The sequence below is a fragment of the Nocardia sp. NPDC050630 genome (genome assembly GCF_044457245.1).
Classification (GTDB): Bacteria; Actinomycetota; Actinomycetes; order Mycobacteriales; family Mycobacteriaceae; genus Nocardia.
In genome coordinates this window covers 1,358,467-1,372,966 of record NZ_JBITGN010000001.1, presented here as the reverse complement: position 1 = coordinate 1,372,966, position 14,500 = coordinate 1,358,467, and the positions used below count along the sequence as shown (strand labels likewise).

Genomic DNA, 14,500 nt, shown 5'->3' with positions numbered 1-14,500 from the left:
GTGCCACGCGAGTCACCCCTTCCGGTTGGGCGCAACGGTGCCGCCAGCAGGCCGGAGTCGATCGAGAACGGCCTGCTGCTCTTGTTTGCGCTCCTCGTCGGACAGGCGACCGGCATCCGCGGCCTCATCGATCTCCTCGAGTTCGCGCCGCACTGCCGCAGGATCTTGTAGCTGCTGCTCTACCTGGTCCTGGATCAGTTCGCCCAGCCAGATCACACCGCGCACCGGAGCGAGGGGCAACGACAAGATCGCTGAGACCAGACCCATAGTCAGCTCTCGGGTGCCGGCTTGGTCACGAAGTCGTAGGCGGCCATCGGTCCGAGCAGGCTCAGGTCGACACGGTTGTCCCAGTCCGCGGCGAGGCGGCGCAACACATCCTCGAGATCGCCTTGCCGACCCCTGTCGAGTAGCACCGCGATATGGACCGCATCCTCCTCATGGGTGGGCTGGCGCTGGTTGACGAGCGGGTCGAATTCCTCGAGTTCGGAAATCACCCGGCGGGTGTCCTCGGCGCGTTTGGCTTCGATCGCCTGATTGATCATTTCGCCCAGCGCGATCCGGGCATCGCGAGTGGCGTCTTCGGGTTTGTCGCGGATCTCCTCGCGTAGCCGAGCGACTTCGGCGTTCTCGTCGACGAGTTCACGCAGGACGGCATTCTCGACGTAGCGGCCCTTGATCACGAACTGCGCACGACCCTCCAGCTCCGCCAGCGCGGCGCGGAACTCGTCCTCGTGTTCCCCGAGCAGCTCGTTCTCCACCGCCTCCGCATCGGTCAACACCGCTCCGAAGCGCAGCGGCAGCACCGGGACCACAGCCGCCGACTCGTCCAGCAGCTTGGCGTGTGCGGCGAGGTCATCGGGCTGGCCGAGCGGGCGATCGGTGGCGATGTCACTGACCAGCGCGGCGATCTCGCCGTGCCGCACCACGGCGACATCGCTCGGGGGATCGCCGATACCACTGGCATGCGGCTGCGGCTCCACATCGGCGGGCACGATTCCGTAGACGTATACGGCGTGGTCGGTAGTCATTATTCCTCCCTGCGCCTGGAAGACCGGGGTGCTGTCTGACGCCTGTCCTCGACGTCGTCGAGGAAGCCCTTCACTTTCTCGCCCGCCGCCTCGAGCGCACCCTTCGTCTTGTGCTTGCTCGCGCCCTCGGTGACGTCGCCGACGATATCGGTCAAGCCCTTGGGTTCACTGGTGGAAATTTCGAGCCGGTTCACCGCCTCGGCAAAGCGCAGATACGTGTCCACGCTGGCCACGACGACTCGGGCATCGACGGTCACCAATTCGATGCCGACCAATGACACGCGCGCGAACGCGTCGATGACCAGTCCTTTGTCCAGAATCGTGTCCACAACGTCGGCAAGGCTGGAGGAATTCGGGCGCGCCATCGTGCCGGCGCCGCCACCGCCACCGCCTGCGGGTTCGATCGTCATGTTCGTGCTCTCCTCTCGCTCGACCGGCGGGCCGCCGTGGTGCGGCGCTGCGAGCCCGATCGACGGCGGGGCCGCGCGGGCGCGGTCTGCTCGTCCTCGCCTTGCTCATCCTCGTCGTACTCGTCGGATTCGCCTTTCGGTTCCTCTTCGTCGTGATCTTCGTTGTCCGCGGTTTCGGACTCGGCGTTGTCCTGTTCCTCGCGCCGCGCGGTCTCGTCGTCCTTGACGACCTTGCTGTCGTGGATCTCGCCGTGCCAGCCCACGATGTCGTCGGGGTGTAGCACAGCCTCGGTCATGACGTGCCGCTCGAATTGCTTCAGCTCCAGGCGGCATCGGCGACCGGCCGCGCGCCACAGGTTGGCTGTCTTCTCGAAGACTCCGTGGGGTTGGTACTCGAGCACCACGATGATGCGGGTGAGATCCGGCGTGATCTCGTGGAAGCTCACCGCGCCGTCGATGTAGCCCTTGGCGCCGGAGGAACGCCAGACGATTCGCTCGAACGGCACCTGCTCGAGGATCGTGGATTTCCAAGTGCGCCTGGACCAGAACACCTTGCCGGTCCAGGTGAGTTTCTCGTCGGCGACTTGCTCGACCTGCTCGACCTTCTTGGTGAACTTCGGAAAGTCCGCGAACTGGGTCCATTGGTCGTAGGCGAGGTCGATCGGGACGCCGAGATCGAGTTGCTCGACGATATTGGTCGGTTTGCGCTTCTTGTCGCCACCCTTGCCCTTGCCGCCGGTCATGGACTCCTTGACCGATTCGACGTTGTCGCGAACGGAGTGCTTCACCTTCTCCATGCCCGCACTCATCGTCGCTCGCAGCGGCGAGGCGCCTTGGCTGAGTTTTTCCACTCCGGTTATCGCCGAAAGTAGATTTCCCCCACCGTCTTCCGCGTATTGATTCAGCCGGTCGGCGGTCTTCGATACCGTGTCCGAGAGCCCGGAGGCCGCGCGTTCGGCCAAGGTTGTGGTCAAATTCTGCACCGATTGCTGCAGCGGGCTGGTCGGGACGGCTTTTTGGGTTTTCCTCTGGATGGTCGATCCCGCCCGGGTCGCGGCTTTGGTGGCCCGGCCCGCCGTGTCGGCGGCCTTCTTGCCGACTCCGGTCGTCGCATCACGCAATGTTTTGGCCGCCATCGGCCTCATCTCCTCGTGCGTCGCACGGGCGCTTCGTCGGCTTCGTCGGTATCGACGCGAGTACGGCGCCGACGGGCCGAGGGTGTCTTACGCTCGGCGGACCCGGTCGAACGGTCCGAGGTCCGGGAGCCCGTCCGACGCATGGTCGTACGCGTCCGGCGTGCCTGCGGCCGCGTGCTGGTCGGCTCGGCTTCCTCGTCTCGGGTCCGGTCGGAATCGTCCTCGTCGTACTCATCCGCGGCGTCCTCGGCGTCCTCGTCTCGGGTCCGGTCGGAATCGTCCTCGTCGTACTCATCCGCGGCGTCCTCGGCGTCCTCGGCCGCTTCTTCCTCGGCGGGTTCTTCCTCAGCCAATTCGTCCTCGGGCCGTTCGTCCTCGTCCGAATCCCGCTCCTGCGATTCGCCTCCGACCTGCGAATCGGGTACCGCGCGCTGCTGCAACCGCGCGTTGAGCGCGTCGATGCGGTTGCTGGCAGCGGTGACCGCGGCGGAGCGCACAGCCCCCAGCAACTCACCCTTGACGGTATCGGTGATCTGGGCCAGCTCCGGCGACGATTTGAGCAATGATGTCCCCTGCTCGAGCAGTTCCCCCGACACTCCCGCCGACCGCCTCGACATCGCCGCACCCGCCAACGCCAACGCAAACCGCATCTTGCGCGTGCGCCCCAGTACGTACCCGATGCCCACCCCTATCGCAATTCTTGCTCCACCTTTCACAGCTCACTCCTTGCTCGCCTCGACATCCGAACGCATACGCGAAGCCGGGACGTCCGAGATACGACGCCCGGAGTGGGATAAATCGGGACGCAGAACATTTGGCAACTTCAGCGTATTCCTGGTTACTGGATAGGTCTATGGGTGCGGACCTCGAAAGCCGGAACTCAGCGACCACGGTCGAGACCTGCTCACCGCATCCCGCGACAGGCAACGCCGATGCTTCGATCGACTCACCGCATCCTGGCCCGAACGCGACCGCCGCCAATTCGCCGCGTACTGACAGCGCCTCGCCGACGAGACCACCCGCAACGGCGCTGAGTAGCGTCGACCGGTATGGCTACACCCCAGCATCCGGTCGCCACGGCGGGTACGCGAAAGTTGGCCGCGGCCTGCCGGGCGGAGATTCCCGTGCTGACCCGGCGGTTGCTTTCAGCGATCTTCACCGATAACCCGGAGTGGACGGATTACACCTCGGTGCCGCGCAAGGAGTTACAGGAAGGCTGTCGGCAATATCTGACCCGAATTCTGGATCTGCTCGGCGGCGCGGCGACCGATCCCGAACACGATGATGTGGCCGCGGCGATCGGTAGACATCGCGCGGCACAAGCGGTGCCGTTGGAGGCGATGTTACGCACCTTCCGCCTGGGCGGTGGGATCGTATGGGAGGCGTTGCTGGACAAGGCCGATGCGATCGACGCGCGGGAAGTCCGTGAGGCCGGTACCGCGATGTGGACGGTGATCGACGGGTTATCCTCGTCGTTGGTCACCTCGTATCGCAATGCCGAACTCGAACAGCTGCGCCGCGACGAGCGCCGCAGGCATGCGCTGATCGAGGAGCTACTCGCCGGGCGCGCCCATGATGCGTCCTTCGCCGCGCGGGTGGCGCGCGAGCTGAACCTGCCCGTCCAAGGCGCGTATCTGGTGGTGGCGGTCCGCGGCGGCGAGGGACGGCCGCTGCGCGCGGGCACCGAAGCCGCGTTGGGTGCGTTGGGGATCAGGTCGGTTTGGCATGACCGAGTGGATGCCACGATCGGGCTCGTTTCACTGGCCCGTCACGACACCGCGACCGTGCTGGCTCAGCTTCGCCCGCAGATACGCGGACTGGCCGGTGTTTCGCCCGCTGTCGCGGGACTCGCCGATGTCGATACCGCGCATGCGCTCGCTCTCATCGCGATGCGGACAATGCCCTGGGAGGCAACGGGATTGGTCGCCCTGGACGAACGCTATCCGGAGGCGCTGCTGGTCCGCTCGCCCGACCTCACCGAACTGCTGGTCACCCGGACCCTCGGCCCGGTGCTGGCGCTTCCGGTCAAAGAGCGCGACACGCTGCTGCAGACCCTTGCGGTGTGGTTGGCGCACAACTGCTCGGCGGCAAATGCCGCGCCGCGTCTGCATTGCCATCGCAATACGGTGATCAACCGGCTGCAACGCATCTCGACCCTGCTCGATCGTCCGCTCGAGGGGCAACGCTCCTACCTGGAGCTCTCACTCGCGCTCGCGGCACTGCCACTCAGCGAGTCAGGGTACCGATAGCATCCGCGGAATTGGGCGCAGCGCCCATTTTCGAGACCGATTTCCTGGGCTTCGGAGTGATTGTTTGTGCGCTGGGTGGTGACGAGACTCGTCGATGATGACTCGCGCCATACCCGTGTCGAGTCGAAATCGTTCGAGACGAGGAGCACCACGAGTGCCGGACTTCGATCTTCTGGTGGTCGGCGGCGGCCCCGGCGGCTATGTGGCCGCCATCCGCGCAGCCCAGCACGGCTTGACCGTCGCCTTGGTGGAGAAGGAACGGCCCGGCGGGGTCTGCCTGAATTGGGGCTGCATTCCGACCAAGGCCATGTTGCGGTCGGCGGAGGTTTTCCAGACCGTCAGCGCCGCAGCGGATTTCGGTGTCTACGCCGACAATGTGCGCTTCGATTTCGCCGCCGTGCGCCAACGCAAGGATGGCATCGTCAAGGAACTCACCGACGGTGTCGCGGGTCTGCTCGCGGCCAATGGGGTGACGGTCATCGAAGGCCATGCGCGCTTCATCGATCCCACCACCGTCGAGGTGCACCAGGTGGGTCCCTCCCCCATCGGCCCGGAGGGCCCGCGCTACGCCGCCGCCCCGACCGCGCCGATCCGGCAGGTAAGTGCCCGTGATGTGATCATCGCGACCGGCTCGGTGCCCGCTCGGCTGCCGATTCCGGGCGCTGATCTGCCTGGCGTGATCACATCCGATGGCGCATTCGGGTTGACCGAGGTGCCGAAGCGGCTCGTGATCATCGGTGGCAGCGCGGTCGGCGCCGAATGGGCCAGCCTGTTCGCCACCTTCGGCGCCGAGGTCACCATCGTCGAAATGCAGGACCGGCTCGTTCCCGCTGAGGACACCGATATCGGAACGGCGCTCGGCCGCTCCTTCGCCAAGCGCGGCATTACGGTGCTCATTGGTTCGACGGTGCAATCCATTGCCCAACAGTCGAATCAGACACTGCGAGTGCGGGTCGACGGTCCGCAGGCGCGCGAGCTCGATGCCGACGTGGTACTGGTCGGTGTCGGTCGGCGGCCCAACACCGCCGACCTGGGCTTGGACAGTGCCGCGATCGCTACCGACGACCGCGGATTCATCACCATCGACGAGCAGTTGCGTACCGGTACCGCGCATGTGTACGCCATCGGCGACGTCACCGGTCGGGCACTGCTGGCGCACGTCGCCTCGCATCAAGGCCTCACCGCCGCCGACGTGATCGCCGGACGTCAGGCGCATATCGCTTACACGGTGATTCCCGCGGCCACCTTCACCCATCCGGAGATCGCCAGCGTCGGACTCACCGAGGCCGCCGCCCGCGCCGCCGGGCACCAGGTGATCACCGCGCGCTTCCCGTTCGCGGCCCTGGGTAGAGCCAAAACCTTCGGCGAGACCGAGGGTTTCGTCAAAATCATTGCCGGGCAACAGCATCAGGAGGTTCTCGGTGTGCACATCATCGGCCCCTCCGCCAGTGATCTGATCACCGAAGGCGCACTGGCGATTTCGCTCGAGGCAACGCTCGATGAGCTGGCCGACACCATTCACGCCCACCCAACCCTCGGCGAGATCGGCATGGAGGCGGCACTGGCCGGACTCGGACTGCCCGTACACATCGCGCCACGCAAACGCTGAGGAGCCACCGTGACCACGACCACCGCACCCCGGAAATCCACGTCGAAGACCGCGGCCCGCAAGGCATTCGCCGGTACAGATCCCGACACCCTGCGCGGCTACTTCCGCGACATGCTGTTCGTGCGCCGCTTCGAAGAGCGCACGGCGCAGGGCTATACCCAGGCCAAAATCGGCGGCTACTGCCATCTCAACCTCGGTGAGGAAGCCACCGTCGTCGGACTCGCCGCGGCGATGCGCCCGACCGACTACCTGTTCACCAACTACCGCGAACACGGCTACGCGATCGCCAAAGGCATCGAACCCGGCCGGGTGATGGCCGAACTCTACGGGCGATCCACCGGCACATCCAAGGGCTGGGGCGGCTCGATGCATATGTTCGACACCGCGACCCGACTGCTCGGCGGTTACGGCATCGTGGGCGGCCAGTTGCCGCTGGCCGTCGGCGCCGCACTGGCCATCGACTACCGCGGCGGCGATGATGTGGTGGTCTGCCAAATGGGTGACGGCACAACGAATATCGGGGCATTCCACGAGTCGCTGAATATCGCGGCACTGTGGCATCTGCCCGTGGTGTTCGTGGTGATCAACAATCAGACCGGTATGGGCACCACCGTCGAACAATCCTCCGCCGAACCCGACCTCTACAAGCGGGCCAGTGCCTATCGGATGCGGGGCGAACGAGTCGACGGCACCGATGTACTCGCGGTGCGTGATATCGCTACCGAGTTGGTGGACGCCGCTCGCCGGGAGGGCAAACCAGCCCTGCTGGAAGCCGTCAGCCATCGACTCAAGGGCCATTCGGTGGTCGATCCCGCGAAATACCGTAGCGCCGAAGCAGCTTCGATCGCGCTCGAATCCGATCCGGTCGCCCGGCTACAGCGCGAGCTGCTCGCCGCCGGTTTCCTCGACGAGGATACCGTTGCCGCCATCGAAGCCGAGGTACGCGAAGGGGTCGACGCGGCTGTGGCATTCGCCGACGCCAGTCCGCACCCCGAGCCGACGAGCCTGTTCGACTACACCTACGCCACCCCGGTGGCCGGTGCATCCCGACGGTTACCCGCCGATCCGCTGTTCTGAAAACACTTCCCCGCAACCGCTGAGGACTCCACCGTGCCTGTCATGACCTATCGCGAAGCGCTGCGCGAAACCCTGCGCGAGGAAATGCGTCGCGATGACGACGTCCTGCTCATCGGGGAAGAGATCGGCGTCTTCGAAGGCTCCTACAAGATCACCGCCGGACTACTGGCCGAATTCGGCGAAAAGCGTGTCCGCGATACCCCGATCGCCGAAGAGGGATTCGTCGGCGCGGCCATCGGCGCGGCCATGCTCGGCCTGCGCCCGGTCGTGGAACTCATGACGATCAACTTCTCGCTGCTCGCGCTGGACCAGATCGTCAACCATGCCGCCAAGATCTACGGCATGTTCGGCGGCCAGACCAGCGTCCCGATGGTGATCCGCACTCCCGGTGGCGGCGGCCAACAACTCGGCGCCACCCACTCGCAGAACATCGAGCTGTATTACGCGTTCGTACCCGGACTGAAGGTCGTCGCGCCGAGTACTCCGGCCGACGCTCGTGCCCTCCTGCGTGCGGCGATCGAGGACGACGACCCGGTGCTGTTCCTGGAAAACCTCGCGCTCTACAACACCAAAGGCGAAGTGCCGCAGGATCTTGCGCCCGCACCGATCGGCAAGGCAGCGATCACACGTGTGGGTACCGACATCACCCTCGTCGGCTACTCGCGAATGGCCACGATCGCCACCCAGGTCGCTGAACGCCTTGCGGCCGAGGGGATCTCGGCCGAGGTCATCGACCTGCGCAGCCTGCGTCCCTTGGATCGCGACACCATTGTCGAATCGGTTCGCAAGACCGGCTGTGCCGTGGTGGCCGAAGACGACTGGCTCACCTATGGCATCGGCGCGGAAATCGCCGCCTCCATCTCCGATGGCGCCTTCGATTACCTCGACGCACCCGTTCGGCGGGTCGCCGCCGCGGAAGTGCCGCTGCCCTACGCCAAACCCCTCGAACAGATCGCGCTGCCGTCCGCCGAATCCCTGTATACAGCCGCCGCGCAAACACTCGCGGCCGTCGGCCGACGCCGCTGAGAGGACATCACATGCCCGACATCATCATGCCCCGCCTGTCCGACACCATGGAGGAAGGCGTCGTCGTCGCCTGGCTCAAGCAGGTCGGCGACAAGATCAGCCGCGGCGATATCCTCGCCGAAATCGAAACCGATAAAGCGCTGATGGAGCTCGAGGCCTACGAGGATGGCGTCCTCGAGCAGATTCTGTTCGAGCCGGGCTCGCGGGTCCCGATCGGCGACACTATCGCGTTGATCGGCGACGGAACCGGTTCCACGACGGGCGGATCGAACTCGGCTGCCGGAAACGGTACGACGTCGAGTGATACGGCCGAAGATCGTGCCGCCACTTCGCACGCACAGTCGGAAAGCGCTGGCACGCAGAATAACCCGATTGAGGCGGTCGGAACTGTGCCAGTTGCCGCGACGACAGCAGAGACTGGAACGCGCAAGAAATCCTCACCACTGGCCCGCAAGATCGCCCGCGACCTCGACGTGGACCTGGCCGCCGTGACGGGCACCGGTCCCGGCGGACGGATCACCCGCAACGATGTCGAATCCGCTTATCGCATTATTGAATCCACCCCCGCCGCACCACCGGTAGCAACCGTGACCCCCGCAGGCGACTACGACGAGACCCCGCTCAGCACCATCCAGCAGGTCTCGGCCAAACGCCTCACCGAAAGCAAACAGCAAGCCCCGCACATCTACCTGACCAGCGCGATCGATGTCACCGACCTGCTGGCCTTCCGCGCGCAGATCAACCGCACCCTCGAGCAAGTAGGCAAAACCAAGGTCAGCGTCAACGACCTACTCGTCAAAGCGGTGGCCACCACACTGCGCACCGACCCGGCCGTCAACGTTTCCATCGCTGACGACAAACTTCTTCGGCACCGCGGAATTCATCTCGGTATCGCCGTCGCGACCCCGGCCGGACTCCTGGTCCCCGTCATCCGAGACGCCGACCGCAAAAGCGTCTCCGAAATCGCCACCGAAACCCGCGATAAAGCCGAACGCGCCCGCGACCGCAAACTCCGCGCCGACGAAATGAGTGGTGGCACCTTCACCATCTCCAACCTCGGCATGTTCGGTATCGAACAGTTCACGGCCGTCATCAACCCGCCAGAATCCGCCATCCTCGCCGTCGGCGCGGCCAAAGACGAACTGCGCCTCGACAACTCCCAGGTCGTGACCCGTAGCATCCTGCGCGTCACCCTGTCCGCCGACCACCGCGCAATCGACGGCGCCACCGCCGCACGATTCCTCCAACAATTCACCGAACTGCTGGAACATCCGCTGCGCATCATCACCTGACGGGCCTTCTCGCTGAACGGAAGGAGCAGACCACCGCACCGCCCCAGCCGGATACCGTTTCCCGCGTCCACTCCAACGCGACGAAGGGACCGCGGTGAACTCACCGGTCGTATCACTTGCTCTGCCATTGGCGTTGGCCGTGATCATGTTCGGGCTCGGACTTTCGCTGAGTGTCGACGATTTCACCCGTACCGCACGCCAGCCCAGGACGGTCGTTATCGCGCTGGTGTGTCAGTTGCTCGTGCTGCCGGTCATCGCGTTCGGTCTAGTCCTGCTCTTCGATCTGCCGCCGACCCTCGCTGTCGGCATGCTGCTGCTCGCCGCATCGCCGGGCGGCACTACGGCCAACCTGCTCAGTCACCTGTTCGGGGGCGATGTCGCACTCAACGTCTCGCTCACGGCTGTCAATTCGATCATCGCGGTCATCACCGCACCTCTGATAACGAACTTCGCGATCGACTACTTCCACCCCGAAGCCGGTGCGAGCGGACTCGGCCTGCAGTTCGGCAAGGTGGTCCAGGTATTCGCGATGATCCTGATCCCGGTCATCATCGGCATGCTGGTGCGCCGGCTGTCCGCCGACTTCGCCGACCGGATGGACCGGCCGGTGCGCATCGGCTCGGCGCTGATCCTGGTACTCGTCATAGCCGCAAGCGTGATCGGCGGTGCCGCCGACCTGCCGGGATATCTCCTCGATGTCGGCGCGGTCACCCTTATCTTCTGCCTGCTCAGTTTGACTGTGGGCTACTTCGTCCCCCGATGGTGCGGCGTCGATATCGGCCAGGCGATAGCGTGCTCGATGGAGATCGGCATCCACAACAGCGCCATCGCCATCACGATCGCCATCAGCGTTCTCGACAGCACCGAAATAAGTGTGCCCGCAGGGGTTTACGGCGGAATTATGCTGCCGGTCGCGGGCGCTGTCGGTTGGCTCATCACCCGACGACACGCGGGTGTGCGGACCGCCGAGGGCGACAGTCTCAGTCGGCGACTTCGCCGTTGAGGCGGTGCAGCAGTTCGGCCAGTGTCGCCGTCGCGTTCGAGCTACGAGAGAAGCCTCCCAGCCGCGTCGACGACCGGCGTTTCAGCCGCGGTACGTCGGGGGAAATCGGCCACACCATGCAACCATGGTTTGGTTGCGCTGAAGAAGATCGATGTGTTGAGGACCAACAGCAGCAGGCACAGCGGCGGAATTGCACCCACGATCGCTTTCGCGGCCAGTGCGAGCTCCACGGGATCTGTGAGGTTGAACGCGTTTCCGCCGATGCTGGCGGCGACACCGATCACCAGCAGAACCCCGAAGTACAGCCGGATGACTCCGGTACGGTACGGCAACGTTCCGACCATCACGTAGCAGTAGGCGATCTGAAAGACCGTGAGGCCCACGACAATCGGCCAGAGCCACGCGAGGATGGACGGCGTTCCTGCCAACCGTGCCAGATGGTGTCCGAATGTGAAGGATGCGACCGCCGCCACCGCGATCAGGACCGAGGCGGACACAACGGCGACCCTGTTGACGCAGAGTCGCTCAGTCCATGGATTCATCCGTTCCTCCAAAGTGAGAAAGCGTGAAAGGGCTGGAATTCTTGTGGAGCAGTTGGCAACCAGAGTTGTCGAGTCAGTCGCATACCTGAGCGAAGAGGGCCCGCTGGCGGCGAATGTCGCCTTACCCCCGCTCTCTGAGCTCCGCAAACAGTTGCGCGCGTGGGATTTTCACACTACGAACGCAGCGGTCCGGCGTTGAACGGTTGCAGCGGAACCGGATCGCCGTTACGCGGATAGCTGTATCAGCGACCGAGCTCGCTGCACCGACGACGCAGGCGCTCGGCGCGCACAACCGGTTCGTGTTGCGAATTCGCCCATTTCGGCAACACGAACGACGATCGCTGTGGTCACAACGGCCCCTTCGGGTCTTGTCTCTCCTCGATGCAGCTTATGGCTCGCCCAGTATGCCCTCGACAGCACACCGACACGCGGAATACGACATACGCCGGCGGCGCTCGTCGCACGGCCGCCGAAATCGCCGCGAACCGACATTCGTGACCCGAAATCAGTGATGATCATTTTCAACAGGGTGCCCACCGATCCGTTCCTCGGTCGTGCGTTCGCAGATAGCCTGTGCGCCTTCGATATCCACCCAGTAACGGCCGAGTGCCGCATGAATCAACTGGTGCTCGGCGAGCGAGGCACCGCCCTGAGCGCGGGTGGCGGCATGCGCGGCGGCTTCGGCGAGACAGGCTCGCGCGATCCCGACGCACCTCCCATGCGACGGTGAACCGCCCATGGTCCAGGACGGTGCCGACGACATGGGACAGGCCGAATCCCGGCGGTGCGATCAGATGTGCGGCGGGTATGCGTACGCGGTCGAACCGAATGTGCGCGATCCTGGCGCCGCGCATGCCGAGCTGACCCTCGACCGGCTGCACGGAAAACACCGGGACGGTCGCGCTCGACGAGCGCGGCGCATAGCCCGCCGGGCACCGCGGCGAGTACCAGGAAGACGTCGGCGATCTGCCCGAACGTCACCGAGAGCACCGCAATATCATTGCGCGCCCACAAAGAAGCGAAAGTCTCACGCTCCGCATACAATTCGTGAATTAAATCTTCCACTCCGGATTACAAGGTTCTTCGCAGACGAACCAGACAAATAATCGCACCGTGCGAAGGAGATCTCCCCCGCATCATGGCGATAGGTGTTGCAGCACTCCGGGTTCAGGAAACAAGACGAGGTGCATGAGAGGCCCCAAGCATCAAATTCGCAGGCTGGGGGCAGATCGATGGCCGTAGAATATAACGCGGCGGATCCGGCATCAGAACGCCGCCGGGCACGTCACGCAATTCGGCGGAGAGTCGCGGACCATTCACCAATAATTGAACATGCATCGATTTCCGATGAGGGTGGACAAATCGACGCAAGGAGGAAAGGCTGTTGGTGAAGTGCTCGCCGGAGGATCCAATTCGCCGGGGGCTGGAAATCATCGAGCGAACCAGGCGAGCTCTCGGCCCATCTGCGCGTCGAGCTCGCATCGCGGGGCACCACCTTGATCGATAACCGCTGAACGACCTGCCATTGATCGCTGACACGACGGGGTGATATCTATGCGAACGGACGGAGACAGCTGGGACATCGTGACGAGCGTGGGTCTGACCGCCCTGGGGGTCGCCACATTTCGCGCACTCGAGACGCTCGATCCCGAACCGATGATCCACGACGAGTATGCGGCGTGGTTCGTCGAGGCGGCGGGTGAACCGCACTTTCTGCAGAAACTGGACGAACCGGCGGCGGGCACGGTCGGATTGTTCGGGCGGTTCATGGGGGTTCGGACAAGGTTCTTCGACGAGTTCTTCGCCGCGGCGTGGCAGCGGGGTGTGCGGCAGGCAGTGATCCTGGCATCGGGTCTGGACGCGCGGGCATATCGCCTGGATTGGCCCGCTGGCACGGTCGTCTTCGAGATCGATCAGCCCCGCGTGCTGGAGTTCAAGAGCAAGGTGCTCGACGAGCACGGTGCCGTGGCCAGGGCCGATCGGCGCGCCGTTGCGGTAGATCTGCGCGACGACTGGCCCGCCGCGCTCACTGCCGCGGGTTTCGATCCGCGACGGTCGGCGGCGTGGTCGGCCGAGGGGCTTTTGCCATTCCTGCCGGGTTCGGCGCACGACGCATTGTTCGAACGCATCGACTCCCTGTCCGCGCCCGGCAGCTGCGTGGCCACCGACGACTTCGGCCGCGGTATGGACCAGCGTCACTTCGACATGGAGGAAAAGTTCTTCGGCCCCAATCCGTTCGGCAACTTGAACGTGCACGACCTGTGGTACGACGACGCCCGCGCCGATCCCGGGGACTGGCTCGCCCAGCACAACTGGTCGGTCCACCGCGTCACCCCGTTCGACCTGGCCGCCACCTACGGTCGCCCGATCACCGACTTACCCGCCGAGCTTCCCGCCGAACTCCTCGACCGGTTACGGCGGGCGTCCTACATATCCGCCGAGAAGCACCGGTGATCCCGCAGGACAAGCGCGACGCGGCGCCCTAGCGAATTTTCCACGCACTCAGGCTCCAAGGCTGGGACCATCGATGGGTGCGGCACGGCAAGTACCGCGTTCTCTTCCCGTTGTGTTCAGCGATTCATCCCCGCTACACAGGAGGAACCGAGATCCATGACGACTTCGAGGAATTGTCTGCGCACCATTCGCATCGCGACCGTCTTCGCACCAACAGCGGCGGTCCTGGTCGTGACGGCTGCTCCCGCTCTCGCCGCTGCGACCATCGACATCTCCCGCGCCGGACCGACCATCGTTCAAGTCACCTACAGCTGCGACGACTCCGACGGAGTGGCCAGTATCCAGGCGATGATGGGCGAACCCACCGCCGACGGTCCTGCCGCCCAGGGCGCTCAGAACGCCGTCACCTGCGACAATACCCAACACGACGCGAGCATCCCGATGACCGAAACCCCTGGCCGGCAACCCATGCAGTCGGATCGAATCCAGGTGCGAGTCGCCCTCGTCGACCGCAACGACACGGTTGTCTCCGGACAGGCGAAGCTATTCACCGTGCAATAAGGCAACGGACTACGCGGCATCGAGACACCACGTACCCAGCAACAGGTGAGTGACCAGCCCCGGATGCAACCCATGTGACCTCACGACGCCGGTGCTTGTGATTTGATAGGTCA

The 14,500-nt window shown here is 64.7% G+C and carries 15 protein-coding genes; 8 read left to right on the top strand and 7 right to left on the bottom strand.

Annotation, left to right across the window (positions count from 1 at the left end; genetic code table 11):
- Positions 1-12: 12 nt before the first annotated feature.
- The 5 genes from ACIBG0_RS05680 to ACIBG0_RS05660 are packed head-to-tail and all read right to left on the bottom strand — an operon-like array spanning position 13 to position 3,290.
- Positions 13-267, bottom strand: a complete 255-nt coding sequence (locus ACIBG0_RS05680; protein ID WP_397029544.1) for a gas vesicle protein GvpG — start codon at positions 265-267, stop codon at positions 13-15.
- A gap of 2 nt (positions 268-269) precedes the next feature.
- Complete coding sequence (locus tag ACIBG0_RS05675) at positions 270-1,028, bottom strand: GvpL/GvpF family gas vesicle protein (protein WP_397029542.1); 759 nt, start codon at positions 1,026-1,028, stop codon at positions 270-272.
- Positions 1,028-1,438 (bottom strand): gas vesicle protein GvpJ, encoded by a 411-nt coding sequence (gene gvpJ, locus ACIBG0_RS05670; protein WP_397029541.1) that lies wholly within the window; start codon positions 1,436-1,438, stop codon positions 1,028-1,030. The genes ACIBG0_RS05675 and gvpJ overlap by 1 nt, the downstream gene beginning before the upstream one ends.
- Entirely contained in the window at positions 1,435-2,574 is a 1,140-nt protein-coding gene (locus ACIBG0_RS05665; protein WP_397029540.1) for an SRPBCC family protein, read from the bottom strand. Before ACIBG0_RS05665 ends, gvpJ begins: the two co-directional genes overlap by 4 nt.
- A gap of 5 nt (positions 2,575-2,579) precedes the next feature.
- Positions 2,580-3,290 carry a hypothetical protein gene (locus ACIBG0_RS05660; protein WP_397029538.1) on the bottom strand — a complete coding sequence of 237 codons (711 nt, stop codon included), beginning with the start codon at positions 3,288-3,290 and terminating at the stop codon, positions 2,580-2,582.
- A gap of 333 nt (positions 3,291-3,623) precedes the next feature.
- Here ACIBG0_RS05660 and ACIBG0_RS05655 point away from each other — a divergent pair, with 333 nt between their 5' ends.
- The 6 genes from ACIBG0_RS05655 to ACIBG0_RS05630 all read left to right on the top strand — a co-directional run bounded on the left by ACIBG0_RS05655 (position 3,624) and on the right by ACIBG0_RS05630 (position 10,830).
- A complete protein-coding gene (locus ACIBG0_RS05655; protein WP_397029536.1) occupies positions 3,624-4,823 on the top strand; it encodes a PucR family transcriptional regulator in 1,200 nt (399 codons plus the stop codon).
- Positions 4,824-4,977: 154 nt separating this feature from the next.
- Positions 4,978-6,432 (top strand): dihydrolipoyl dehydrogenase, encoded by a 1,455-nt coding sequence (gene lpdA, locus ACIBG0_RS05650; RefSeq protein ID WP_397029534.1) that lies wholly within the window; start codon positions 4,978-4,980, stop codon positions 6,430-6,432.
- A gap of 9 nt (positions 6,433-6,441) precedes the next feature.
- The gene (gene pdhA / locus ACIBG0_RS05645) at positions 6,442-7,509 is read left to right on the top strand and encodes a pyruvate dehydrogenase (acetyl-transferring) E1 component subunit alpha (RefSeq protein ID WP_397029532.1); all 1,068 of its coding nucleotides are present in this window, start codon (positions 6,442-6,444) and stop codon (positions 7,507-7,509) included.
- A gap of 42 nt (positions 7,510-7,551) precedes the next feature.
- Positions 7,552-8,535: an alpha-ketoacid dehydrogenase subunit beta gene (locus ACIBG0_RS05640; protein WP_397029530.1), complete on the top strand. Its 984-nt coding sequence runs from the start codon at positions 7,552-7,554 to the stop codon at positions 8,533-8,535.
- A gap of 11 nt (positions 8,536-8,546) precedes the next feature.
- Complete coding sequence (locus ACIBG0_RS05635; protein WP_397029529.1) at positions 8,547-9,827, top strand: dihydrolipoamide acetyltransferase family protein; 1,281 nt, start codon at positions 8,547-8,549, stop codon at positions 9,825-9,827.
- A gap of 94 nt (positions 9,828-9,921) precedes the next feature.
- Positions 9,922-10,830 carry a bile acid:sodium symporter family protein gene (locus tag ACIBG0_RS05630; RefSeq protein WP_397029527.1) on the top strand — a complete coding sequence of 303 codons (909 nt, stop codon included), beginning with the start codon at positions 9,922-9,924 and terminating at the stop codon, positions 10,828-10,830.
- 41 nt (positions 10,831-10,871) lie between these two features.
- On the opposite strand, the gene ACIBG0_RS05625 is transcribed toward ACIBG0_RS05630, so the two are convergent.
- On the bottom strand, positions 10,872-11,372 hold the full coding sequence (locus ACIBG0_RS05625) for a hypothetical protein (protein ID WP_397029525.1): 501 nt from the start codon (positions 11,370-11,372) through the stop codon (positions 10,872-10,874).
- A 505-nt stretch (positions 11,373-11,877) separates the two neighbouring features.
- Positions 11,878-12,111: an acyl-CoA dehydrogenase family protein gene (locus ACIBG0_RS05620; RefSeq protein ID WP_397030226.1), complete on the bottom strand. Its 234-nt coding sequence runs from the start codon at positions 12,109-12,111 to the stop codon at positions 11,878-11,880.
- A gap of 815 nt (positions 12,112-12,926) precedes the next feature.
- On the opposite strand from ACIBG0_RS05620, the gene ACIBG0_RS05615 reads away from it, so the two are divergent.
- Positions 12,927-13,826: a class I SAM-dependent methyltransferase gene (locus tag ACIBG0_RS05615; protein WP_397029523.1), complete on the top strand. Its 900-nt coding sequence runs from the start codon at positions 12,927-12,929 to the stop codon at positions 13,824-13,826.
- A gap of 156 nt (positions 13,827-13,982) precedes the next feature.
- Entirely contained in the window at positions 13,983-14,387 is a 405-nt protein-coding gene (locus tag ACIBG0_RS05610) for a hypothetical protein (protein ID WP_397029521.1), read from the top strand.
- The last annotated feature ends 113 nt before the right edge of the window (positions 14,388-14,500 follow it).

Excerpts from the sequence above, each read along its gene's own strand:
- ACIBG0_RS05620 (WP_397030226.1), bottom strand. The coding sequence starts at position 12,111 with ATGGGCGGTTCACCGTCGCATGGGAGGTGCGTCGGGATCGCGCGAGCC.
- ACIBG0_RS05675 (WP_397029542.1), bottom strand. The coding sequence starts at position 1,028 with ATGACTACCGACCACGCCGTATACGTCTACGGAATCGTGCCCGCCGAT.
- ACIBG0_RS05640 (WP_397029530.1), top strand. The coding sequence starts at position 7,552 with ATGACCTATCGCGAAGCGCTGCGCGAAACCCTGCGCGAGGAAATGCGT.
- ACIBG0_RS05610 (WP_397029521.1), top strand. The coding sequence starts at position 13,983 with ATGACGACTTCGAGGAATTGTCTGCGCACCATTCGCATCGCGACCGTC.
- ACIBG0_RS05615 (WP_397029523.1), top strand. The coding sequence starts at position 12,927 with ATGCGAACGGACGGAGACAGCTGGGACATCGTGACGAGCGTGGGTCTG.
- ACIBG0_RS05680 (WP_397029544.1), bottom strand. The coding sequence starts at position 267 with ATGGGTCTGGTCTCAGCGATCTTGTCGTTGCCCCTCGCTCCGGTGCGC.
- ACIBG0_RS05665 (WP_397029540.1), bottom strand. The coding sequence starts at position 2,574 with ATGGCGGCCAAAACATTGCGTGATGCGACGACCGGAGTCGGCAAGAAG.
- gvpJ (WP_397029541.1), bottom strand. The coding sequence starts at position 1,438 with ATGACGATCGAACCCGCAGGCGGTGGCGGTGGCGGCGCCGGCACGATG.
- ACIBG0_RS05635 (WP_397029529.1), top strand. The coding sequence starts at position 8,547 with ATGCCCGACATCATCATGCCCCGCCTGTCCGACACCATGGAGGAAGGC.
- ACIBG0_RS05655 (WP_397029536.1), top strand. The coding sequence starts at position 3,624 with ATGGCTACACCCCAGCATCCGGTCGCCACGGCGGGTACGCGAAAGTTG.
- ACIBG0_RS05625 (WP_397029525.1), bottom strand. The coding sequence starts at position 11,372 with ATGAATCCATGGACTGAGCGACTCTGCGTCAACAGGGTCGCCGTTGTG.